The 21,652-nt window shown below is 67.4% G+C and carries 23 protein-coding genes and 1 pseudogene; 13 read left to right on the top strand and 11 right to left on the bottom strand.

What is annotated here, in order from left to right; all coding sequences use genetic code 11:
* Positions 1–139: 139 nt before the first annotated feature.
* Together NY1_RS40040 and NY1_RS40045 are read right to left on the bottom strand one after the other, a co-directional pair.
* Entirely contained in the window at positions 140–574 is a 435-nt protein-coding gene (locus NY1_RS40040; RefSeq protein ID WP_084536279.1) for a hypothetical protein, read from the bottom strand.
* A 123-nt stretch (positions 575–697) separates the two neighbouring features.
* Positions 698–1,033, bottom strand: a complete 336-nt coding sequence (locus tag NY1_RS40045; protein WP_067723019.1) for a hypothetical protein — start codon at positions 1,031–1,033, stop codon at positions 698–700.
* A gap of 263 nt (positions 1,034–1,296) precedes the next feature.
* Here NY1_RS40045 and NY1_RS40050 point away from each other — a divergent pair, with 263 nt between their 5' ends.
* The gene (locus NY1_RS40050) at positions 1,297–1,764 is read left to right on the top strand and encodes a T6SS immunity protein Tdi1 domain-containing protein (protein WP_169815481.1); all 468 of its coding nucleotides are present in this window, start codon (positions 1,297–1,299) and stop codon (positions 1,762–1,764) included.
* A 5-nt stretch (positions 1,765–1,769) separates the two neighbouring features.
* Positions 1,770–1,988 carry a hypothetical protein gene (locus tag NY1_RS43525; protein ID WP_157762816.1) on the top strand — a complete coding sequence of 73 codons (219 nt, stop codon included), beginning with the start codon at positions 1,770–1,772 and terminating at the stop codon, positions 1,986–1,988.
* On the opposite strand, the gene NY1_RS40055 is transcribed toward NY1_RS43525, so the two are convergent.
* On the bottom strand, positions 1,961–3,043 hold the full coding sequence (locus tag NY1_RS40055) for a hypothetical protein (protein ID WP_067723021.1): 1,083 nt from the start codon (positions 3,041–3,043) through the stop codon (positions 1,961–1,963). The genes NY1_RS43525 and NY1_RS40055 overlap by 28 nt on opposite strands.
* A gap of 250 nt (positions 3,044–3,293) precedes the next feature.
* Here NY1_RS40055 and NY1_RS40060 point away from each other — a divergent pair, with 250 nt between their 5' ends.
* The 3 genes and pseudogenes from NY1_RS40060 to rpoD all read left to right on the top strand — a co-directional run.
* Positions 3,294–4,172, top strand: coding sequence for an alpha/beta fold hydrolase (locus tag NY1_RS40060; protein ID WP_067723022.1), 879 nt, complete (start codon positions 3,294–3,296; stop codon positions 4,170–4,172).
* A gap of 38 nt (positions 4,173–4,210) precedes the next feature.
* Positions 4,211–5,269 carry a GlxA family transcriptional regulator gene (locus NY1_RS40065; RefSeq protein ID WP_067723081.1) on the top strand — a complete coding sequence of 353 codons (1,059 nt, stop codon included), beginning with the start codon at positions 4,211–4,213 and terminating at the stop codon, positions 5,267–5,269.
* Between the two features lie 440 nt (positions 5,270–5,709).
* Positions 5,710–6,696, top strand: a pseudogene (gene rpoD / locus NY1_RS40070) (RNA polymerase sigma factor RpoD); the annotation flags it as partial.
* A gap of 13 nt (positions 6,697–6,709) precedes the next feature.
* Here rpoD and NY1_RS40075 read toward each other — a convergent pair.
* Positions 6,710–7,072 (bottom strand): hypothetical protein, encoded by a 363-nt coding sequence (locus NY1_RS40075; RefSeq protein ID WP_067723023.1) that lies wholly within the window; start codon positions 7,070–7,072, stop codon positions 6,710–6,712.
* A 477-nt stretch (positions 7,073–7,549) separates the two neighbouring features.
* Here NY1_RS40075 and NY1_RS40080 point away from each other — a divergent pair, with 477 nt between their 5' ends.
* The 3 genes from NY1_RS40080 to NY1_RS40090 all read left to right on the top strand — a co-directional run bounded on the left by NY1_RS40080 (position 7,550) and on the right by NY1_RS40090 (position 10,039).
* Complete coding sequence (locus NY1_RS40080) at positions 7,550–7,876, top strand: hypothetical protein (protein ID WP_067723024.1); 327 nt, start codon at positions 7,550–7,552, stop codon at positions 7,874–7,876.
* Between the two features lie 63 nt (positions 7,877–7,939).
* On the top strand, positions 7,940–8,143 hold the full coding sequence (locus tag NY1_RS40085) for a cold-shock protein (RefSeq protein WP_067723082.1): 204 nt from the start codon (positions 7,940–7,942) through the stop codon (positions 8,141–8,143).
* A gap of 414 nt (positions 8,144–8,557) precedes the next feature.
* Positions 8,558–10,039, top strand: a complete 1,482-nt coding sequence (locus NY1_RS40090) for a phospholipase D-like domain-containing protein (protein ID WP_067723025.1) — start codon at positions 8,558–8,560, stop codon at positions 10,037–10,039.
* Here the strand turns inward: NY1_RS40090 and NY1_RS40095 are convergent.
* The 7 genes from NY1_RS40095 to NY1_RS40125 all read right to left on the bottom strand — a co-directional run bounded on the left by NY1_RS40095 (position 10,036) and on the right by NY1_RS40125 (position 16,581).
* Positions 10,036–10,221, bottom strand: a complete 186-nt coding sequence (locus NY1_RS40095) for a hypothetical protein (RefSeq protein WP_067723026.1) — start codon at positions 10,219–10,221, stop codon at positions 10,036–10,038. The two genes, NY1_RS40090 and NY1_RS40095, sit on opposite strands and share 4 nt — an antisense overlap.
* 288 nt (positions 10,222–10,509) lie before the next feature.
* Positions 10,510–10,848 carry a hypothetical protein gene (locus tag NY1_RS40100; RefSeq protein WP_157762817.1) on the bottom strand — a complete coding sequence of 113 codons (339 nt, stop codon included), beginning with the start codon at positions 10,846–10,848 and terminating at the stop codon, positions 10,510–10,512.
* 405 nt (positions 10,849–11,253) lie between these two features.
* Positions 11,254–12,099 carry an alpha/beta fold hydrolase gene (locus NY1_RS40105; protein WP_067723028.1) on the bottom strand — a complete coding sequence of 282 codons (846 nt, stop codon included), beginning with the start codon at positions 12,097–12,099 and terminating at the stop codon, positions 11,254–11,256.
* Between the two features lie 176 nt (positions 12,100–12,275).
* A complete protein-coding gene (locus NY1_RS40110) occupies positions 12,276–12,656 on the bottom strand; it encodes a DUF5313 family protein (RefSeq protein WP_067723029.1) in 381 nt (126 codons plus the stop codon).
* Positions 12,653–14,305, bottom strand: coding sequence for a SulP family inorganic anion transporter (locus tag NY1_RS40115; protein ID WP_067723035.1), 1,653 nt, complete (start codon positions 14,303–14,305; stop codon positions 12,653–12,655). Before NY1_RS40115 ends, NY1_RS40110 begins: the two co-directional genes overlap by 4 nt.
* Before the next feature lie 2 nt (positions 14,306–14,307).
* Positions 14,308–16,158, bottom strand: coding sequence for a phosphoenolpyruvate carboxykinase (GTP) (locus tag NY1_RS40120; RefSeq protein WP_067723037.1), 1,851 nt, complete (start codon positions 16,156–16,158; stop codon positions 14,308–14,310).
* Positions 16,159–16,251: 93 nt separating this feature from the next.
* Positions 16,252–16,581: an ArsR/SmtB family transcription factor gene (locus tag NY1_RS40125; RefSeq protein WP_067723039.1), complete on the bottom strand. Its 330-nt coding sequence runs from the start codon at positions 16,579–16,581 to the stop codon at positions 16,252–16,254.
* A gap of 162 nt (positions 16,582–16,743) precedes the next feature.
* Here NY1_RS40125 and NY1_RS40130 point away from each other — a divergent pair, with 162 nt between their 5' ends.
* The 5 genes from NY1_RS40130 to NY1_RS40150 all read left to right on the top strand — a co-directional run bounded on the left by NY1_RS40130 (position 16,744) and on the right by NY1_RS40150 (position 21,652).
* Positions 16,744–17,571, top strand: a complete 828-nt coding sequence (locus tag NY1_RS40130; RefSeq protein WP_067723041.1) for an alpha/beta fold hydrolase — start codon at positions 16,744–16,746, stop codon at positions 17,569–17,571.
* Positions 17,572–17,664: 93 nt separating this feature from the next.
* Positions 17,665–18,633 (top strand): ACP S-malonyltransferase, encoded by a 969-nt coding sequence (gene fabD / locus NY1_RS40135; RefSeq protein WP_218028566.1) that lies wholly within the window; start codon positions 17,665–17,667, stop codon positions 18,631–18,633.
* A gap of 33 nt (positions 18,634–18,666) precedes the next feature.
* The gene (locus NY1_RS40140) at positions 18,667–19,101 is read left to right on the top strand and encodes an acyl carrier protein (protein ID WP_067723045.1); all 435 of its coding nucleotides are present in this window, start codon (positions 18,667–18,669) and stop codon (positions 19,099–19,101) included.
* A complete protein-coding gene (locus tag NY1_RS40145) occupies positions 19,098–20,366 on the top strand; it encodes a beta-ketoacyl-[acyl-carrier-protein] synthase family protein (RefSeq protein WP_067723047.1) in 1,269 nt (422 codons plus the stop codon). Before NY1_RS40140 ends, NY1_RS40145 begins: the two co-directional genes overlap by 4 nt.
* Entirely contained in the window at positions 20,363–21,652 is a 1,290-nt protein-coding gene (locus NY1_RS40150; protein WP_067723049.1) for a beta-ketoacyl-[acyl-carrier-protein] synthase family protein, read from the top strand. The genes NY1_RS40145 and NY1_RS40150 overlap by 4 nt, the downstream gene beginning before the upstream one ends.

The raw sequence follows: 21,652 nt of genomic DNA on the forward strand, positions 1-21,652 counted from the left end.
CCGCGACCCGCGCGGTCCGCAGCGGCCAGCGCAATCAACTGAAGATATACGGCCCCGGGGCATCTCGAGGACGTCGTCGTGTCCGCAGATTCCGAGACAACTCGTGGGACTCGTGCTGAGAACATCGACAAGCCTGGGCTCAAAGGCCATCTGCGCTGGTCGACCGAATCCTGACAACAGCACCGGCCGCGCGAAGCGGGCGTGCGAGGGATTCCATCTCCACCAGAGTCCCTCGAAGTCCGGTGCGCAGAAGGTCATCGGCCATGGCCCGCGCTTGCGGCAGCGAGAGCGACCGGACCTGGCGCAGCGCGCGCATCACCGCGGCTGGTGTGGCGCTCCGGCCCACGAGATCGAGCACGGTGGGGCCGTTGGCCGCCAGAATCGCCGCGCGAATACTCGCTGGTGGCGGTCCGAAATCACACTCGTACCACTCATTTTCACAGCTCGGGCAGGTTCCGTGAAGGTCCCACTCATGCCTCCCGCCCGTGAGGACCTCGACCACGGTGGCATCGGCCGGTGCCCCGCACTCGATGAAGTCCTTCGCGTAGGGAGCAGACTCGACCACGGTGTCCATATGCCGAACCTAGGTCGGGAACCGATCAGACGCCAACCATCCGGAAATACCGCGACCCGGGCGTTCGGAACCAGCCGCGGACTCGGTCGGCGGGTGCACGCGAATGCCGATGAGCGTTCGCTATCAAGCTGTTCGACCGGACTCGCCTACCAGGTAGTCGTAGTGTTCGATCGCCGAGCCGGTTAGTTTCGACCTGTCGATTCGAGACAACGGTGCCGCGATCGTGCTGCTCGGTGCTCCCGCGCTGACAATCGCACACGCAGCGTTCAGTTCGGACTCCATGGCGGTCGGTGATGTCTCCACCTGTGCCGACCACAGGAGCATGTGCAGGAGCGTGGTTTCCTGCTCGGGATCGTAGGCTCCGATCTGGTCGGTGCACTCGTCGGCGGCGCGGTCTCGGCTTTCGGGTGAGTCGTCGAGCAGGGCCCGAATCAACTTGAGGTAGTCCTCGGTGTCCACAGGTAAATCGACCCTTTCCGTGCACGATCCGATAGGGACCCCGATTTTGCCCGATAGGTAGGCGTATACAGCCAGTCGGCTCTCGTCGACCAGTCATCCAACGCACTGCATTGCTGCGAGCCGCGCGGTTCGAAGCGGCCAGCGTCGTCCCGCGGAAGATCAACGGCCCGGGGCGAACTCGTGCCAGGTCAGTGCGCGGTCATGCCGAAGACAGAGCGAAGCCCATCATTGCGGCGTTGCGCTGGATATACCAGGATGCCGAGGTGGATCTCATTCGTGTCTTCAGTCCGGAACAGTACGACGTTGCGTTGGAGTCCTGGTCCTGGCTGGTTACCGGGGGCCAGGATCCTTGGTGTGCAACCGCATTCGGGGACATCCTGTTTGGATCGGCCGAGGGTATCTGGATTCTGGATCTAGTGACGGGCACCTACGAGTGGACCTGGCCCACACCACAAGCCGCCCAAGCTGATCTCGACACCATTGAAGGGCAAGACCGATACCTGCTGGCCGCGCTCGCGCAGGGCGCGGAGCGTCGTGGACTGATCCTCGGCCCCGACGAGGTATACGCCTTCACGCTCCCGCCCAAAGCCGGAGGTGAACTGACAGTGGAGAACATCAGAGTCATGGACTTCGCGTTGTATGCGAACCTGTTGGGGCAGATGCACGCTCAACTACGCGACAAGCCGACGGGCTTTACGATGACAGGCTTCGAGCTCAGCGGTCTCGACTAGATCGATTGACTAGGCGTCGCACGTCCGACATCTTCGCCGAGCCGCAGCCGTGGCTGGACCGCGTGGACCGGGTAGTCCTGGAGGTGCACGACAAATACATCGACGGCGACATCGTCCGAAACACCATGAAGGAAGCGGGATATCATCGCATCCCGCCGCGTCTTCCCGACCCGCCCGGCTTCAATCCGGTCGAACTCTATTGGCGCGACGGGTTGCCCGAATGACCGAGGCGCTGGCGTTGCCGGTTTCCGTATGCCGCTTCGGTGACCGCGGTGTCGTCTTCGAGACCGGAGCCCAGGGCCCCGCCGATGGTGGCGACCGAGGCCAGTAACCATGCCAGGGTGAGGTAGTCGGTGAGGGTTACCGTGTGTCCGAGTTCGCGCGAGAACAGGCCCGGGGGCAGTGTCAGGGACGCGGTGGCCAGCAGCAGGGCGAACAGGGCCAGGTGCAGGACGGTGACGCCGGTGATCAGGGTGAGGGCGGTCGCCGCGTTGTAGAGCGCGGAGCGGTTGCGATCGGTGGGCGATTTCGGTCGCTCCCAGAGTTCGTGGTCGAGGATCAGCCACAGGATCAGCGCAGTGATCGACAGGAGCGTTGCCGCGCTCATGCGCCATGGGCCCATGGTGTCGGCGAATTGCCAGATGGTGCTGGTGGCGAGTGCGACCGCGCCCGTGGCGAAGGCGCCGACGAGCACTTTCGACAGTCCGGTGACCAGCCGCCAGGGCCGGTTGGCTCGCACCATTCCCGACAGCAGGCGTAGTCGGCGCAGTCCTGGCGGGGCGAAATATCTGGTGCCGCCGGGGATCGGCGTGGACGGAAACTTGCGTTCGGCGCGGGCGGTGGTGAGTTCCGGATCGCCGAGCATGTGGCTGATCGCGAGTTCGGTGACGGTGTGGAGGCGTTGTTGGAGGCGGAGCCCGCCGACGCCGGGTACGGAGACGAGCGCGAATCGGTGGTCGGTGCTGACCTCGGCCACGATCGGCAGGGTGTCCGCGCGGCGGGGGAGATCGGTGAGATAGACGACGAGATCCTCGGATTCCGCCGACGGGTCGACCGCTTCGATCACCTCGGCGAGATCGGCTTGCTCGTCAGGGAGGTAGGGCTCGCGACGCACAGCCGTCGTCCAGCGGCGGCCGGAACGGTCACGGCTGCTCAGGAGCTCGGGCAGTCGTTCCGCCAGTTGCTCGGCGACGGCCGCAGGTTTGCCCGGGTCCGCGATGAGCAACACCGACACTTGCCCATCGGCCTGTCTATCGTCCGCGTTTTCGTCACCGTCCATGGCAGTCGCCTTCCCCGACCGGCTGCCCTGAAACTCCGATCATGACGCACAGGACGGCCCGTCGCGGCTATGGAGCGGTTCGGTGCCTGTAGTTCGGTGCGATTGCTCCGGTGTGGTCAGTGTCTGATCGCAACGGTCATGCGGCTGATCGGTCCGGCCAGAGGGCTCGGCCGGAGACCGTTCGCGGCGTTCAATTCCCGCATGCCGCAATCGGCGGCAGCTGGTCGAAAAACGTTGGTAGGAGCGGAAAATGACCGAATTCGTAGCGCTCGAGCACGGGCGGATCGCCTGTGACGTGGTCGGCGAGGGCCCGTTGGTTGTGCTGGCGCACGGGATGGGGTGCAGCCGTCAGGACTTCCGGCATTTGATGGGTCCCGTGGCGGCGGCCGGATATCGGGTGGTGAACGTCGATATGCGCGGGCATGGTGAATCCAGCCTGGACTGGCCGTCGGTGACCGGCAAGGCCGCGATCAGCCGGACCGATGTCGCCCTCGACATCCTCGGCGTCATCCGGCATTTCGGGGGACCGGCGGTCGTGGCCGGGCATTCGCTGGCGGGCGGATCGGCCACCATCGCGGCCGCCGAGGCTCCCGAGTTGGTGTCGGCGATCATCGAGATCAACCCGTTCACACTGGTCCCCGCGCTCGACTTCCATGCCCTGTGGTCGGTCCGGCGTTACCGGCGCGGAATAGCGCAGTTGATCGGTACGCAGGTGTTCAACTCGCCTGGGCTGTGGTTCCGGTACCTGGGCGGCGTGGCATATCCGACCCGACCCGCCGACCACGACCATTACCTGCGCGAATTGCGGGACCTGCTGGAGCAGCCTGGCCGGTGGACCGAATTCCGGAAGACCGGCAAGACATCGCCCGCGGACGCTCAGGCCCGGATAGCCGAAGTACGTTGTCCCGCACTGGTGATCATGGGCTCGGAGGATCCGGACTACCCGGATCCGGTGGCGGAGGGCAACCGGATCGTCGCCGCGCTGCCCCCGGGGCTCGGCCAGGTCGCCGTTATCGATCAGGGCGGCCATTACCCCCATGCGCAGTTCCCCGAGCGAGTGGCCGCGCTGATGATCCCCTTCCTGGACCGTCACGCCGTTCGGGATACGGCGGGATCGATCAGCGGCTGACCGTGACAGTTCGCCGCACCGGCTGCGATGATGGCGAGATGCCGGCGGCTCGCACCATCGTTTTCGTTGTCTTCCAAGGCATGCAGCTGTCCGAACTGGCCGGACCCATGGATGTGTTCGCGCTCCTCAACGATCTGGCATCGCGCCCGCCCGACCAGCTGCCGCCGGAGCTGCGGTGGGAGGTGAGCACGACCGGGGACGATCCGGTGCGCACGAACGGCGGCTCGGCGTGGCTGCCGTACCGCCTGCTGACCGCCTCACCCGGCGGCCGGGCGATCAACGCTGATGGCGGACTGACCCTCTCGGTCGCGCATTCGCTCACCGACATCGCCGCGGGCGACGACTTCGACACCCTCGTCGTGGTCGGCGGCGATGTCGCCGGTTCCGGTGCCGCCGAGGTGATTCCGGAGTTGCCCGCACTGGCCCGCAAGGCGCGCCGGGTGACCTCGGTGTGCGGGGGAGCATTGCTGCTGGCCGCCGCCGGACTGCTGGACGGCTACCGTGCCACCACCCACTGGACCACGACCGGCATACTGGCACAACGCTTTCCGCGGGTGACCGTCGAGCCGGACCGCATCTACGTCCGCGATCGCAACCGCTGGACATCGGCGGGGATGTCCGCGGGCGTCGATCTGGCCTTGGCGCTGGTCGAGGACGACCACGGTCGCGAAACCGCCGCCATGATCGCGCGTGTCGCAGTGGTGTTCACTCGGCGACCGGGCGGGCAAGCGCAGTTTAGCGCCCAGCTGCGCGCCCAGCCGGCCAGAACTCCGGCCATCCGCGCGGTGCAGCAGTGGCTGCCCGATCACCTCGGCGACGATCTCTCGGTGGCCGCTCTCGCGCGCCGGGCAGGGATGAGCGAACGCGGTTTCGCACGTGGCTTCCGTGCCGAAACAGGCAGCACGCCAGGAACTTTCGTCGAGGATCTGCGCATCGAAGCCGCGCGCCGGCTCTTGGAATCGACCGAGCTGACCATCGGCGCGATCGCCCGCCAGATCGGTTACCGGCACGGCGAGACGCTGCACAGGGTCTTCACCCGCCGTCTCGGCACCACCCCTGAGCGGTACCGGCAGCATTTCGGCACGGCCGCAGCGTAATTGGTGCGAAACGGCCCCGGACGCTCGGAGTCCGGGGCCGTACCGGCCTGATCAGGCCGGTCTATCGGCGCTTCTTCGCCCCGCTCTCGGATCCTTCGATACCGGATTGCGGGTCGGCCGATTTGGCCTTCTTCTCCGCTCGTTTTTCCTTCAGGGACTTGCCCTGAGCCTTGGACATCTTGCTACGCGGAGATTTATCGGACAACTGATCGGTCCTTTGTTCGGAAGGCCTAGACGGCCTCGTCGCGTCCCACAGTACGCGAACGCCGTCGGCTAGTAGGCTGGTTGGTGGTTCCGGCGATTGCCGAGCCACTCGAGGCCTCTCTGCGGTTCGTCTTCGAATCGCGATGCCACCCGAATATCTCGGAGAGGCGAATGTGGCGAAGAATTCCAGCGGAACCGGCGATCTAGCGCGTATCGGCGGCGGTGGTGAGGCTGTCGACACCGTGTGGGACGAGGACGAGTCCGCGGTCCTGCGCCGGGCTCGCAGGGAAGCCGAACTCACCGCGGGCGGGGATTCGACGCGGGCGTATCTGAAGCAGATCGGGCGGGTTCCGCTGCTGTCCGCGGTCGAAGAGGTCGAGCTGGCGATCCGGATCGAAGTCGGGCTGTATGCCGCGGAGAAGCTACGGGTCGAATCCCTGCTGGCGCCGGGGGTCGATGCGGCGCGGCGGCGGGATCTGGCCTGGATCGCGCTCGACGGTGTGCGCGCCAAGAATCATCTGCTGGAAGCGAATCTGCGGCTGGTGGTGTCGATCGCCAAACGCTACAGCGGACACGGCATGGCGTTTCTCGACCTGATCCAGGAGGGCAATCTGGGCCTGGTGCGCGCCGTCGAGAAGTTCGACTACAGCCGGGGATTCAAGTTCTCGACCTACGCCACCTGGTGGATTCGGCAGGCCATCTCGCGCGCCATGGCCGATCAGTCGCGCACCATCCGCATCCCGGTCCATATGGTGGAGATCATCAACCGGCTCTCGCGAGTCCAGCGTGAGCTGTTTCAGCAGCTCAGCCGCGAGGCCACCGTGGAAGAGGTCGCCGACGAACTGGGTATCCCACCCGCGCGGGTGCTCGAGATTCGCCAGATCGCACGGGAGCCGGTCTCGCTGGATCAGGCAATCGGGGAGGAAGGCAGCGGCCAGTTCGGTGATTTCATCGAGGACTCCGAGGCTGTCGTCGCACTCGACGCCGTCGCGTTCACCCTGTTGCAGGAGCAACTGGAGGCGGTGCTCGAAACGCTCAGTGAGCGCGAGGCCGGGGTCATGCGCCTGCGGTACGGCCTGAGCGACGGACGGCCCCGGACGCTCGACGATATCGGGAAGGTCTACGGCGTCACCCGGGAGCGGATCCGTCAGATCGAGGCGAAGACGATGTCGAAGTTGCGGCACCCGTCACGCTCGCAATTGCTGCAGGACTATCTCGAATAGGCGTGCGCCGCGATCAACGCCGCACCCCCTTGATGACGAGCGGGCTGCGACGCTCGGGTGCTGTCATCAGCCAATTGCCGGCGATGGCGAGCATGCTCGTATTGGCGCTCCGCAGATCGACTTCCAGTCGCGCCACCAGCTCGCGTACATCGATGGTGGCCGAATCGACCTGCAGCAGCGTCGATTTGGTGTCCTCGAGCACGCCGCGCAGTCGATCGAGACGCTGGAGCACGTCCAGCAGGTTTCGCACGAGATCGTCCCCGAGAGTCAGGAAGGCCGTGATCCCGGCGTCGTCATCGGTCAGATCATCGGCCTCGGGCCACGGCCGGTGCACCGGTATAGGCCGATCGGCGGCGGATCCCGGGATCGCGCTCATTTCGCGCTTCCGCGGTGTGACGGTATCGATTTCGAGCTGTAGACCTGGTGGAGCAGCGTCATGGCGACGCTCCCATCTGACCGTGGACGGCCGGGTCCACCGGAGGCTGCACCGCCTGATTGGCGATGCTTACACAGCGACCAGCTCTCTCTACGCTATACCCGATCCCCGTTCACCGGCAGTGGTGAGCATCGGCCCGCCACCGTCTCGGGCGCGTCGGACAAGACACGTTGACGCATGCGGATTCGCCTAGCCGACAGTGCGGGTGCGCTGTATCGGATTGGCGGACAACCCTTCTCGATCCGAATGCCGGTGCATTGGCCTGCCCCGAGGTGGACCTCGTCCGATGTGGCGTTTCCATGAAACCCCTCCTGCGAATGATTTTCACCTACGATGAGTGGGCAGCTCACCGCTGTCGAACCCAGGCCATGCTCTCGGGCCGTCTTCCCCAGTGGCAACCGAGAGGGGTAGACGGTCATGGATCATTGCTGGCATACCACCGACGCGGTGGTCGTATCCATCACCGCCACCAAAGCCATAGCGCCGGAAGTGGATTGGGCAATCGCGGCGACCGCGCTCCCCAGTCTCGATACACCGGATATGCGCGCCTGGATCGCCGGTCACCGCGACGCCGCGAACCCGGCCTGCCGCATCGTCGTCACCCCTGGCTGCCGCTATCGCGATCGCCCGCTGCCGCTCCCGCATCGGGAGATATGCGTTCCGCCGGCGGAATACACGGCATTCATCCTGATTTCCAACCAGCCCGATGCTGCTGATCGGGATGCACTGTGGCATAGTCAGTGATCGAGAACGGGCTTCTCATCAAGAATTTGCCCGGCTCACTACAGAAAAGATGTGGCTTACAACATGGCCCAAGGCAGTGTGAAGTGGTTCAACGGTGAAAAAGGCTTCGGCTTCATCGCTCAAGACGGCGGCGGTCCGGACGTTTTCGTTCACTACTCGGCGGTGAGCGGCGGGGGTTACAAATCCCTCGACGAAGGTCAGCGTGTCGAGTTCTCGGTGGAGCAGGGCCAGAAGGGTCCGCAAGCCCAGGACGTCCGCGCTATCTGATTCCGCGGGATCGAGCTCGTGAAAAGCTCCGCACCGAAATCGGTGTGGGGCTTTTTCATTGGAGGCGATCGCTTGCCCGCGATGACTGGGTGCGGGCCGGCGACGATGTCACGGAGGTAACGTAGGCGCTCGATGCCCGCGCGGCGAACCACTCGTCGAAAACATCGAAGATCGCCAGTAATTGCTGCACCGGTTCGGTGGCCCGGAGCCGTAAGCGGCGGCGACGATCAGTTCCTGGGCTCGCGCGACGGCGGCGTCGGTGGTCGTCATCACGTCAATCTATCGCTGCGGCGCTGGTCAGGTGCGGTTCGAGGGGTGATTGCGGACGGTGCTCGCACCGCTGGCGGCGCGCAGGGACGGTACTGTCTGAAATGTTGGCCTTTTGAGGCGCGGGGTGCGGGCGAAGGGGAGAGCATGACGGGTACTGATCGACCGGTGCTGGTTCCCGGCGAGACCTGCTGGCAGATCGCGAAGGCTGATCGGCTGGCCTGCATCGTCGATGCGGCCGACTACTTCCGGTACGTGAAGTCGGCGATGTTGCAGGCGCGCAAGCGAATCGTGTTGATCGGGTGGGATTTCGACACCCGGATCAAGTTCGAACCGCAGGGCAAGACCTTGGCCGGGCCCGATACGCTGGGCCGGTTCCTGACCTGGTTGCCCAGGCAGCGACCGGATCTGGACATCTATCTGCTGAAGTGGAATCTCGGTGCGTTCGCGGCGATCGGGCGAGGGATGACGCCGATCTTCGTCATCAATTGGATGACCGATCGGCGGTTGCATCTCGAGATCGACGGCGCGCATCCGATCGGCTCGGCGCATCATCAGAAGATCGTGGTGATCGATGATGCGCTGGCGTTCTGCGGCGGTATCGACATGACCGTGGATCGCTGGGACACCAGCGATCATCGCGACGAGAACCACTATCGCACCGAGCCGAACGGGAACGTCTACGGGCCGTGGCACGATGCGACCACCGCCGTCGACGGGGCGGCGGCGCGCGCCATGGGGGAGTTGGCGCGTGCGCGCTGGCAGGCCGCGACGGGCGAGGAGCTCGAACCCGTCGATGATCCCGGTAGCAGGCCTTGGCCGCGGGGTCTCCGGCCGATCATGCGCAATGTCGATGTCGGGATCGCCAGAACCCTGCCCGCGCATGCCGACCGGATCGAAACCCGGGAGATCGAAGCCTTCTACCTGGCCGCCATCGCGAGTGCTTCCCGCTCGCTCTACATCGAGAGCCAATACCTGGCCTCACGCACGCTGGCCGAGGCGCTGGCCGCCCGCCTGCGCGAACCGGACGGTCCGGAAATCGTTGTGGTGCTGCCCCGGCACGCCGACGGCTGGCTGGAACAGCTGGCGATGGATGGTGCGCGCAGCCGGCTGCTGCACCTGCTCTGGGAAGCCGACACCGGCGGCCGGCTCGGCGTCTACTATCCCGTCACCGAAGGCGGCGCTCCCGTGTACGTCCACGCGAAAGTGCTGGTGATGGATGACCGCATCCTGCGGGTGGGCTCATCCAACCTCAACAACCGTTCAATGGGGTTCGACAGCGAGTGCGATCTGATCGTGGAGGTCACCGACGCCACCCCCGATGCCGCCGAACTCCGTTCGACCATCCTCGATATCCGCAAGCAGTTGTTGTGCGAACACCTCGATGTCGCGCCCGCCCTGTTCGACGAAACGCTCTCCCGCACAAGCTCACTCCTGGCCACCGTCGAAGCCCTGCGCAAGCCCGGCCGCACCCTGGTGCGCTTCGACACGGACACCGTCCAGAACGAGGACAGCCCGCTGGCGGAGAACGAATTGATGGACCCCGAACGCACCCCCGCGAGTCTCTGGGACCTCACCCTCCTGCAGCGAGGTCTCCGTCGATTCCGGGCTTCGGTGGCAGATTCCTAGAGGTGCGGCGGGATCAGTGAAATGACGGTGACCGCGGTGATCGCACTGCCGCAGGCGATGGCGGCGAGCCGGGCCTGAGCGCGCGCGAGCCGGTCGTGGCGTCGAGTGATCGACCCGCCGGTGCTCGGGATCGAGCGCGATCCGAAGGTTCGACTGGTGAGAGCCTCGTGTGTCACGGTCATGATCGCGGACTACCCCGCTGCGCCGCCGCGAAACCGAACCGCCGCCCGCATTGGCTGAAACCGACCGTCCATCCTTCTCGGCGTCGGCAACGAATACTTCTCAGCGCCCGTATCGATCGGGTACCCGCTCGGCGGGCGAATCGAGTTGATCTACAAGCATCTTTCGAGAAGGAGGCAAGGCATGATCCCGCACTTCATCGGTGACGTCATTCAGGCAGTGAACAGCTTCCTCGGTACGTTGCTGCTTCCGTAGCCCGGCGTGACCCGGGACCGCCCCTCGGCCCCGGGTCACTTCGCCGAAGCGATACGCACGGTCCCGGCCGCCGCGCTGGTGTATCTGGTGCCGGTATCCGCACAGATCACCTCCGCGATCTTCACCAGCGCCGGGAGCTCACCGTCCTCGAAATGCTCGGCACTCGGCGCGATGATCCGGCCCACATCCTCGCTGTACGCGAGATTCATCAGCCGGTTGATCACCCGCCCGCGCGCACGATCCGAATCCCCGTGGTAGACAAGCACCACCGACCACCCGAACTCCGCGGCAAGGTCATAAACCCGAGCCTGATCCCGCTCCCACGCCCCGCCCGACACATCCTTGCGCACGAACCCGATCACATGATCCGTCATGAACGCGCCCCGACGTACTCGCGATAGACAGGCCGTGTCATAGCGATACGCCCCCGCGCGGTGCTACACCACCCGTCCGTCGTACCCATCGCCAGCCCGCTCCGCGACAGCCGTAGCAGCGCACGATGTATCGAGGTCACCGGTAGCCGCGTCACGCGACACAGTTGCGGTACGGACAATGTGCCTGCCGATCCGAGAACCGACAGTGCACCAAGAACTTTCGCTTCGGACTCAGTGAAAGCCATGGGTCACCACCTTGGGCTTATCGGCGAACGTGCCCGAGATGTTTCAGCCGCCGAATTGCGGCGTGTCGCAGCGGATTACCCCGCCGGCCGATCGACACCGCGATGACGACACCCCGTTCGGGGGTCGTCGGCCGTGAGGTGTGTTCGCGTAGGCGGGCGCTCAGTTCTGCGGCGTCGAGTCGGTGGGTTCCTTGTCGAGGAACGAAAGGATGGCGGCGGCGACTTCGTTGGGGAATTGGCCGTGGGGGTAGTGGCCGGCGTCGGGGATCATGACGATTTGCGGGGCGGGGAGGAGGGCGGCGATGGCGGTGGCTTCGGCGGCGGGGTCGGGGAAGTCGGAGTCTCGGGTGCCCATGATGATGAGGGCGGGTTGGGTGGCGCGGGGGAGGGCGTTGACGGCGGTGCGGGATTGGAGGGCTATGGCCATGGCGGCTGCGGCGGCCATGCGGCCGGGTTGAGACATGGTGGTGACGAGTTTTTCGAGGTACTGGTCGAAATCGTCGGGGCGGTGGGTGGCGTAGGCGATGTCGCGCATGAAGCGGCCCAGCAACTTCGGGCTGCGCAGGCCGATGGTCGCGCCTACCAGGATCATGCCGCGCAGGTAGCCGGGGCGGAGCATGGAACGGGTGGGGCGGACCGGGCGGGTGGCGGGGCCGAGGTGGATGACGGCGTTCACCAGGTCGGGGCGGCCGGCGGCGAGGATGGCGGCGGCGCCGGCGGAGAAGGAGGAACCGGCGACGGTGGCGGGGGCGCCGAGATGGTCGATGAGGGCGGCGATGTCGTCGGCGGTGTCCGATTGGGTGTAGCTGTCCCACTTGGGGGTCGAATCGCCGTGCCCGCGCAGGTCGATGGTGGCGACCCGGAAGCCGGCCGCGACCAGTAGCGGGGTGAGGTGCCGGAAGGTGTCGCGGGAGTCGGCGAGACCGTGCGAGAGCACGATCGTGGGGCCGGTGCCGCTGAGTTCATAGCCCAGCTGCCGCGTTCCACGCTGCAGGAATTCGACCATCGTATGTCTCCCCTCGAGTGCGGTCAGCTTCGCAATCGTAGAGCTGATCCGCTGGTCCGACGGCCACATCGGGGGAACTTGGATCGATGTGGCCGCATTGCGCTCGGTGGCCGGATTCGGGAGCGGGCCTGCGAGGTTCGGGCTGCGGGCGCGGTTCGGAAACCTGCTGTGGTGAATCAGCCTCGGCCGTGGCGTCTTTCGTAGGCGTCTCGTGCCGCGGCGCTGCGTTGCCGTTCGCGTTGGTCGGCCAGCGCTGGATCGAGGCCGTGTTTGACCAGGCGGGCGCGGCGATAGACGTACATCAGGGCGGTGGTGAAGTAGATGAGAGGTAGGTACAGCAGCGCCATCATCGCCAGTCCGATCCACAGGGGGCCGGGGATCAGCAGGAACAGGCACAGTGGCGCGATGATCGGGATCAGGATGCGCAGCAGGTAGCGGCGGGTCGCGCCGGGGCCGGTCAGATCTTCGATCACCCAGGCCGACATCGATTGCGGCAGTACGCCTCCGGTGATGTAGCGGATGCGCTGGGGGAGGGTGGGTGTCGTGGGTGCGGTCATGTGGTGCTCCGGGAGAGGGTGGGCGCCAGTTCGCGGGCGCGGGCGATGGCGTCGGGGGTGTGGTCGAACAGGTGCGCGGGGCCACCGGCGGGGAGCGCGCCGATGGCGGCCAGGCGCCGCTGGTGGTCGGGGCGCAGACCTGACATCAGCACGGTGATGTGGCGGTGTTCGAGTTTGGTGACGGCGTCCTTGAGCACCAGTGCGCCGGTGGTGTCGAGCGCGGTGACGTGGGACATGCGCAGGATGATCACGTGGACGTCGCTGACCTCGGCGAGCTCGAGCAGGAAGCGGTGTGCGGCGGCGAAGAACAGCGGGCCGTCCAGGCGGTAGGCCACGACGTGGTCGTGTAGCAGGCGGTGTTCCTCGGCCAGGTGTTCGGTGTCCTCGACCGGCGGTTCGAGGGGGATCTGTTGCAGCCGTGCTTCTTTCGCGACCGCGCGTAGCGCGAGCAGTACCGCGATGGCGACGCCGACGGCGACCGCGGTCACCAGATCGAGGGCCACCGTCACCACGAAGGTGACGGCCATGATGGCGGCGTCGGCCTTGGAGGCGCGGGCGATCGCCGAGAGGGACGCGGTCTCGACCATCCGCACCGTGGTCGCCAGCAGCACTCCGGCCAGGGCGGCCAGCGGCACCTCGGCCACCAGCGGCGCGGCGAGATAGATGATCGCGGCCAGGATGCCGGCGTGGGTGAGCGCGGCCAGGCGGGTGCGGGCCCCGGAGCGCACGTTCACCGCGGTGCGGGCGATGGCGCCGGTGGCGGGGACTCCGCCGAACAAGGGTGCGGCGATATTGGCCAGCCCCTGCCCGAACAGTTCGCGGTCGGGATTGTGCCGGGTGCCGACGGCCATCGAATCGGCGGCGGTCGCCGACAGCAGCGATTCCAGCGCCGCGAGCGCGGCCACGGCCAGGGCAGGTGCGATGAGTGAGCCCAGCCGGTCGAGCGCTACGAATCCCAGTGTGGGAGCGGGCAATCCGGACGGGAGCGCGCCGATTCGGGGCAGGTCCAGGTGGAAGCCGCGGGCGAGGGCGGTGGCGGCGGCCACGGCCAGCAGGGCGAAGGGCAGCTTCGGGAAGTACCGCCCGCCGATCAGCATGATCGCGGCTACCCCGAGCGCGGTGAGCAGCACCGCGTGATGCGGCTGCGACAGGTACCGGCGCACCGCGTCGGCCGCGATCTGCCACACCTTCTCACCCTCGGCGTCGCCGATGCCGAGCGCGGACGGGAACTGCTGCAGTGCGATGACTACCGCGATGCCCGCGGTGAAGCCCTCGATCACCGGGGCGGGCATGTATCGAACTGCCCGGCCCACCCCGGCGACCGCGAGCACCACCAGCACGAGGCCGGCCATCAGCCCCACGGCCAGCACCCCGCTCCCCCCGTGCCGATGGAAGATGGGGACCAGGACCACGGTCATGGCCCCGGTCGGTCCGGACACCTGGAACCGCGAACCGCCGAAGACCGCGGCCGCCGCACCGGCGATGACCGCGGTCGCCAGACCGGCCGCCGCGCCGAGCCCGGAGGAAATGCCGAAACCCAGCGCCAGCGGCAGCGCCACCAGCGCCACGATCAATCCCGACAGCAGGTCCGCGCCGGGGGAGCGCAGCGCAGGCTTCCAGTCCGTCCAGGCGGGTAGGAGTGCGCGCACGATCAGTGGGCGGCGATGTCGGAACGCGCTTGGGCGAGACGGGTTTTCAGCGCGGCCAGTTGTTCGCGGAGCGTTTCGGGCAATCGGTTGCCGCCGATGGTGGCGTACCAATCGTCAATGGATGCGATCTCGCGGACCCACTCGCCGGTATCGACCTTCAGCGCGGCAGCCGCGAGTTCGCGCTGGGCGGGGGCCAAGCCGTCCAGGTCCAGTGCGCCGGGGCTCGGCACGTATCCGATGGGCGTCTCCTCGGCGGGCGCCGCGCCGTCGAGGCGGTCCAGCGCCCACTTCAGGACCCGTACATTGTCACCGAACCCGGGCCAGAGGAATTTGCCGTCGGCGCTGCGCCGGAACCAGTTGACCTGGAAGATCTTCGGCAACCGCGCGCCTTCGCGGTCGGCGAGGGAGAGCCAGTGCGCGAAGTAGTCGCCGACGTGGTAGCCCAGGAACGGCAGCATCGCCATCGGATCGCGGCGCACCACTCCGACCTGCCCGGCCGCGGCGGCGGTGGTTTCCGAGGACAGCACCGAGGCGGTGAAGACCCCGTGCGCCCAGTCGAAGGATTCGGCGATGAGCGGGATGGTGGAGGCGCGGCGGCCGCCGAAGAAGATCGCCGAGATCGGCACCCCGGCCGGGTCGTTCCATTCCGGCGCGACCGACGGGCATTGATCGATCGGGGTGCAGTAGCGCGAGTTCGGATGCGCGGCAGGGGTTTGCGAGTCCGGTGTCCAGTCGTGGCCGTGCCAGTCGATCAGATGCGCGGGCGGCTGGTCGGTCAGCCCTTCCCACCAGATGTCGCCGTCGTCGGTGCGGGCGACATTGGTGAACAGGGAGTTGCCGCGGTCGATGGTGGCGATGGCGTTCGGGTTGGTCCTGGCGCCGGTGCCCGGTGCGACGCCGAAGAACCCGGCTTCCGGGTTGACCGCGTAGAGCCGGCCGTCCGCGCCGAAGCGCATCCACGCGATGTCGTCGCCGACGGTTTCGGCCTTCCAGCCCGGCAGGGCGGGTTCGAGCATGGCGAGGTTGGTCTTGCCGCAGGAGGAGGGGAAGGCGGCGGCGATGTAGTGCGTCTTACCTTGCGGCGAGGTCAGTTTCAGGATCAGCATGTGCTCGGCCAGCCAGCCCTCGTCGCGGCCGATCACCGAGGCGATCCGCAGCGCGAAGCACTTCTTGCCCAGCAGCGCGTTGCCGCCGTAGCCGGAGCCGTAACTCCAGATCGTGCGCGATTCCGGGAAATGGGCGATGTACTTGGTCTTGTCGCACGGCCACGCCACATCGGCGTGTCCATCGGTCAGCGGCATCCCCACCGAGTGCAGGCATTTTACGAACTCCGTTCCCGCGGTGAGCTTTTCCCAGACCGGTGTGCCGGAGCGGGTCATGATCTGCATGGACACCGCCACGTACTCCGAATCGGTGATCTGCACACCGAATTTCGGATCCTCGGCATCCAGCGGCCCCATGCAGAAGGCGATCACGTACATGGTCCGCCCTGCCATGGCGCCGCGATAGTGCTCGGTCATGACGGTGCGCATGTCCAGGGGATCGACCCAGTTGTTAGTCGGGCCGGCGTCGTCCTTGCGTTCGGAGCAGATGAAGGTCCGGTCCTCCACTCGCGCCACATCGTCGGGATCGGAGATGCACCAGAAGGAGTTCGGTTTGCGGTGCAGGGGTACGAAAGTGCCCTTGTCCACGAGCAGCCCGGTCAGCCGGTCCCATTCGGCGCGGGTCCCGTCGCAGAACACGATCCGCTCCGGTGCGGTGAGTTCGGCGACCTCGGCCACCCAGGCGAGGATGCGCTCGTGCTCGGTCGGCGCCGCGGTGGCGCTGGGGACGGCGATGGACTGATTGGTCACGGCGAATTCTCCTTTACGAAACCGCTAGATAGTTAGTTTAGAAATTCTGCAATCAGTGGCCGCGTGGCTGTCCACGCGATCCGGTGTGGAAGGTCAGGCCGGCCGTTCCAGGGCTTCGACCTGTCCGGTGGCCACGCCGGTGAGGATCGCTCGGGCGGTGGCGAGTAGTTCGGCGACTTCGGAGCTGGTGAGTTCGTAAGTGACCGAGAGGCCTTCGCGGCGGGCGGTGACCAGACCGGCGCGCCGCAGGATCGACAGCTGCTGGGACAGGTTGGCCGGTTCGACGCCGATCTCGGTGACCATCTCCGAGACCGCGTGTTCACGCTGGCTGAGCAGTTCCAGTACCCGGATGCGCACCGGGTGCCCCAGGGTTTTGAAGAACTCGGCCTTCATTTGGTAGAGCGGCCGTTGCAGTCCCGGCATGTGCGCCACTCCTTCTGCAGACGGCGGGCGAGCGGTGCGACGACCGCTCGATTGATTGCGAACTTTAGCAAGCAGTATAACTAGACCGGTCGCGGGGCCCTCGGCGCTGCCCGAGCACCGCGGCGCATCGCCACTTGCCCCTATCGAAACCATGGAGAGCGCGTGCCTGTCGCCACATTGAACGGAATCCAGATCAACTACGACGTGACCGGTTCGGGTCCACTGGTCGTGCTGGTGATGGGATCCGGCAGTCCCGGACGGGTCTGGCGCACATACCAGGTGCCCGCACTGGTCAAGGCCGGGTTCCGGGTGGCCACCCTCGACAATCGCGGGATCGCGCCCTCGGCCGAGAGCGCCGCCGGAATCCGCATGGAGGACATGGTCGGTGACATCGCCGCGCTCATCGAACATCTCGGCGGCGGGCCCGCCGCCGTGGTCGGCACCTCGATGGGTTCGCGCGTGGTCGCCGAACTCGCCCTGGCCCGCCCCGACCTGGTCGGCAAAGCCGTGCTGATGGCCGCCACCGGTCGCCCGGATCCCGTGGCGCAGATGCTCAATCGGGGCGAGCGCGCGCTGATCGACGAAGGCGTGCAACTGCCGCCGTCCTACGCGGCCGCCATCAAAGCCATCCTGAACCTGTCACCCGCGACCCTCGCCGAACCGGGCAAAGCCCAGGAATGGCTCGACATCTTCGAATTCACCGCCTCCGGCAAACCCTCGGCCGGAGTGCGCGCCCAACTCGGCATGGACCGCTCCCGCGACCGCCTGGCCGACTACCGCCGCATCACCGTCCCCACCCTCGTCATCGGCTTCGCCGACGACCGCATGGTCCCACCCGAACTCGGCCGCGAAGTCGCCGCCGCGATCCCCTCCGCCCGCTACACCCAGATCGACCGCTGCGGTCACTACGGCTACCTCGAACAGCCCGACATCGTGAACCGCACGATTATCGAATTCCTCTCCGCGCCAGGTGTGAACGCACCCGAATAGCCGCTCATCTCTGTTCTGGCCTGTGCAGGGAGTTTGGATTGCCTCGAGGTGAGCTCGAGGTCGCCGCCTAGGCGGGGCGGCCAGAGTCTGGGCATGACTTCCAGCCTCGCTGTGACGCCGCCGGGCGGTGTGGAACGGACTCGGCGGATACTCGCGATGTTTCCGGGCCAGGGGGCGCAGCGGCCCGGGATGGCCGGGCATTTGATCGATCGATACCCTTGCGCCGCCGAGGTTTTCGCGCGGGCGGAGCAGCTGCTGGAGCTGCCGCTGGTGCGCTGGTGCACGTCCGGTTCGGCCGAGTTGCTGACGCCCACGGAGATCGCGCAGCCGGCCATCGCGGTGACCAGCGCTGCCACCTATGCGGTGTTGGCCGAGCAGGGGGTGCGGCCGGATGTGGTGGCCGGGCACAGTCTCGGCGAGTACCAGGCGCTGGTGGCGGCCGGGGTGCTGGAACTCGAGGCCGCCCTGCGGCTGGTGCGGCTGCGCGGGGACCTGATGGCGGCGGTGGCCGAGCGGACACCGGGGACGATGGTGGCCGTGACGGGCCTGGCGGCCGCGTCGCTGGAGCGGATCTGCGCGACCGTGGAGGGCGTCGTCGAGGTCGCCAATTACAACGAGCCGCATCAGTCCGTGCTGTCCGGTGAGACCGGGGCCGTGCGGGCGGCGGCCGCGGCGGCCCGGGCCGTGGGCGCGCAGACCGTGGAGCTTCGCGTGGCCGCGCCGTTCCACTGTTCGCTCATGGCCGCGATCGAGGACGAGTTCGCGGCCGCGTTGGCCGAGGTCCCATTCGCGGATCCGCAACTGCCACTGCTCAGTTCGGTCACCGGCGCGGCGGTGTCGACCGGTGCACGGGCCCGCGAGGTGTTGCGGCAGCAGCTGGCGGGACCGGTGCGCTGGGTCGAGACGCTCACCGCCGCAATGGAACTCGGGACGACCGACTACGTGGAGGTGGGGCCGGGCCGGGTGCTGAGCGGGCTGGCCGCCCGCACGCTGGCCGATCCCACCGTCCGCAGTACCAATGACGCCCGGCGGCTGGCGGCCGTCGCGCGCGCGTATCGCTGAATCCCTCATCCCCGCAACCGATAAGGACAACCCATGGGTACACCCGAAGAACTCACGGCCGTGGTCATCACGTCCATCGCGGACGCGATCGGCCTGGAGGAGGACGAGATCAGCCGTGAGTCGACGCTGATCGACGAACTGGGCGCGGAATCGATCGACATGCTCGATGTCATGTTCCGGATCCACCGGGACTCGGGCGTGGACATCTCGGTCTCCGACGTCGCGGCCATGCTGCAGGGCGGGATCCCCGATGAGGAGTTCGGGGACGAGAACGAGATCGTCACCGATGTCGGCCTGGCGCACCTGGAAACGGTGCTGCCCCAATTCGACCGTGCGGCATTGACCGGACCGCTGCGCGCCGAGCAGGTGCTGAGCCTGGTCACCGTCGGCAATCTGATCGATCTGGTGCACCTGCTGGCGAGCCGGCAGCAGGCCGAACCGGCGGCGCAGACAGAGCTGCCGGTATGAGGCGCGTCGTCATCACGGGCATGGGTGCGGTGACTCCGCTGGGGGTGGACGCACCGAGCACGTGGGCGGGTCTGATCGCCGGCCGTAGCGGCATCCGGCGGTTGACGACCTTCGACTCCACCACCTTCCCCGTGCGCATCGCGGGGCAGGTGCCCGAGCATTTCGATCCCGCGAAAGCCATTGCCCCGCAGGCGGACCGGCGATGGGTGAACCGGCCGGGCCTGTTCGGTCTGGCCGCGGTGTCCGAGGCCCTGCGCGACGCCGGGATCAGCGAGCGGCCGCCCGGCGATCCGGACCGGCGCGGCGTGGCCATGGGCGCGAGCGTCGGGCGCCCGAGCGTCGATCTCTTGCTGCGCATCGCCGGCGCCCGCACCCATTCGGGCAAGGCGGATGCCTTCGTCACGCAGGCGCCGAGCGAGGTCCTGGTGAGCGACCAGAACGTGCCGCTCAATGCCATGGCCAGGCTGCTCGGCGCGCACGGGCCGATGGTCGGAATCCACACGGCGTGCGCGGGTTCGGGACATGCGCTCGGGGAGGCGTATCGGCTCATCCAGGAGGGAGACGCGGATCTGATGGTGGCCGGTGGCTACGACTCGCTCACGGCCTGGGCCGATATCGTCGGTTTCGGTGTCCTCGGGGCACTGACCGACAAGTACAACGACCGCCCGCAGCAGGGTTCGCGGCCGTTCGACGCCCACCGATCCGGATTCGTCCTGGGTGAGGGCGCGGGCGCCTTCGTGCTCGAGGATGCCGAGTCCGCGCGGCGGCGGGGAGCGCGCGTACACGGGGAGATCCTCGGCTTCTGCTCCACCCTGAATGCCTGGCGGATCACCGATTCGCCGCCGGACGGGGCGGGCGCGACCGAGGCGATGGAGGGTGCGATCGCCGAATCCGGGCTCGGCGCCGGCGGAATCGACTACGTGGTGGCCCACGGCACCGGGACGCCGGGCAACGACCTGTCCGAAACCCGCGCCATCAAAAAGGTTTTCGGCGACGATGCCTACCGCCTGGTGATCAGTTCGCCCAAATCCATGGCCGGGCATCTCACCGCCGCGTCGGCCGCCCTGAACGTGGTGGCCGGGCTGGGCGCGATGCGCGAGTCGCTGGTGCCGCCCACGATCAACCTCGACACCCCGGATCGGGCCCTGGATCTGGACTATGTGCCGCATACGGCCCGGGCCATGCCGGTGCGCGCGGTGCTGGTCAATGCCCTGGCGTTCGGTGGTTCGAACACCAGCCTCGTGATCGGAAGGGACGTGCGATGAGACGTGTGGTGATCACCGGGATCGGCTTGGTGACCGCGCTGGGGGAGGGCGTCACCGCGACCTGGGATGGGCTGGTGGCCGGTCGCAGTGCGGTCGCGCCGTTGCGTTCCTACGACACCTCACCCCTGCGCACGCGCATCGGCGCGGAGATCCCCGACTTCGACCCGGCCCGGTACATGTCGGCGCGAACGGTCCGAATGTCCACGCGGGGAGACCAATTCGGCATCGCCGCGGCCAAGCTCGCCCTCGGTGACGCGGGCTTGGATGCCGCCGGGCTCGGCTTCCGGGCCGGACTGTACCTCGGCGGGAACAAGGACGTCTGCGATCTCGACCCGCTGATCGCCGGCATCGTCGGTATCCGGAATGTGGACGGCGAGGCCAGTATGCGCCTGATCGGCGAGCTGGCGCCCTCGCTCATCCCGCCGCTGATCTACGTCGAGGGTCTGCAGAGCGCGGCGTGTTTCCACGTGTCGCTGATGTTCGGCATTCGCGGTCCCAATGCCTTCTACGCCGGTGCCGCCGACGCGGGTGCGACGGCCATCGGCCGGGCCATGCGCGCGGTCCGGCGCGGTGAGGCCGATATCGCGGTGGCGGGCGGCTGCGATGACGCCACCACCTGGTGGGCCATGTCGAAGCTGGACGGCCTGGGCTTGCTGACCCAGCGAAACGAGCTGGGCGCGGCGGCATGCCGGCCCTTCGACCGCGATCACAGCGGCGCGGTGCTCGGTGAGGGAGGCGTGGTGCTGGTGCTCGAGGAACGCGAGCACGCCTTGGCTCGTGGGGCGCGTTGCTACGCCGAGGTGACCGGTTTCGGGCTGGGCAACGACGGCGTCCGCGCGCCCGGAAACGCCGAGGACGGGCGCGGATTGGTGCGCGCCATCGAGAGCGCACGCGCGGATGCCCGGGCGGTCGCCGATACGGGACCGGTCGATGCGGTGCTCGCGCACGGCTCCGGCACCGCACGCGGCGATGTCTCCGAAATGCGGGCCCTGCGCGTGGTGCTGGGGGCGGAGGCTCGGCACGCCGAGATCACCAGTCCCAAACCGCAGGCGGGTCACCTGGTCGGCGCGGCCGGTGCGTTGAACGTCGCGGTGGCGGCGCTGTCCCTGCACCACGGCATCGTCCCGCCGACCCTCAATTTCGAGATGCCCGCGCCGGAGTGCGATCTCGGCGTGGTCGGCGGTGCCGCCCGCGAGTCCGCGCCCCGGCGCGCCCTGGCCCTGGCTCGCGGATTCGAGGGCCAGGCCGTCGCCCTCGCCCTGGCCGCGGCGACCACAGCGAACTGA

Origin of the sequence: Nocardia yamanashiensis NBRC 100130, from assembly GCF_001613325.1 — a bacterium.
Lineage (GTDB): Bacteria > Actinomycetota > Actinomycetes > Mycobacteriales > Mycobacteriaceae > Nocardia > Nocardia yamanashiensis.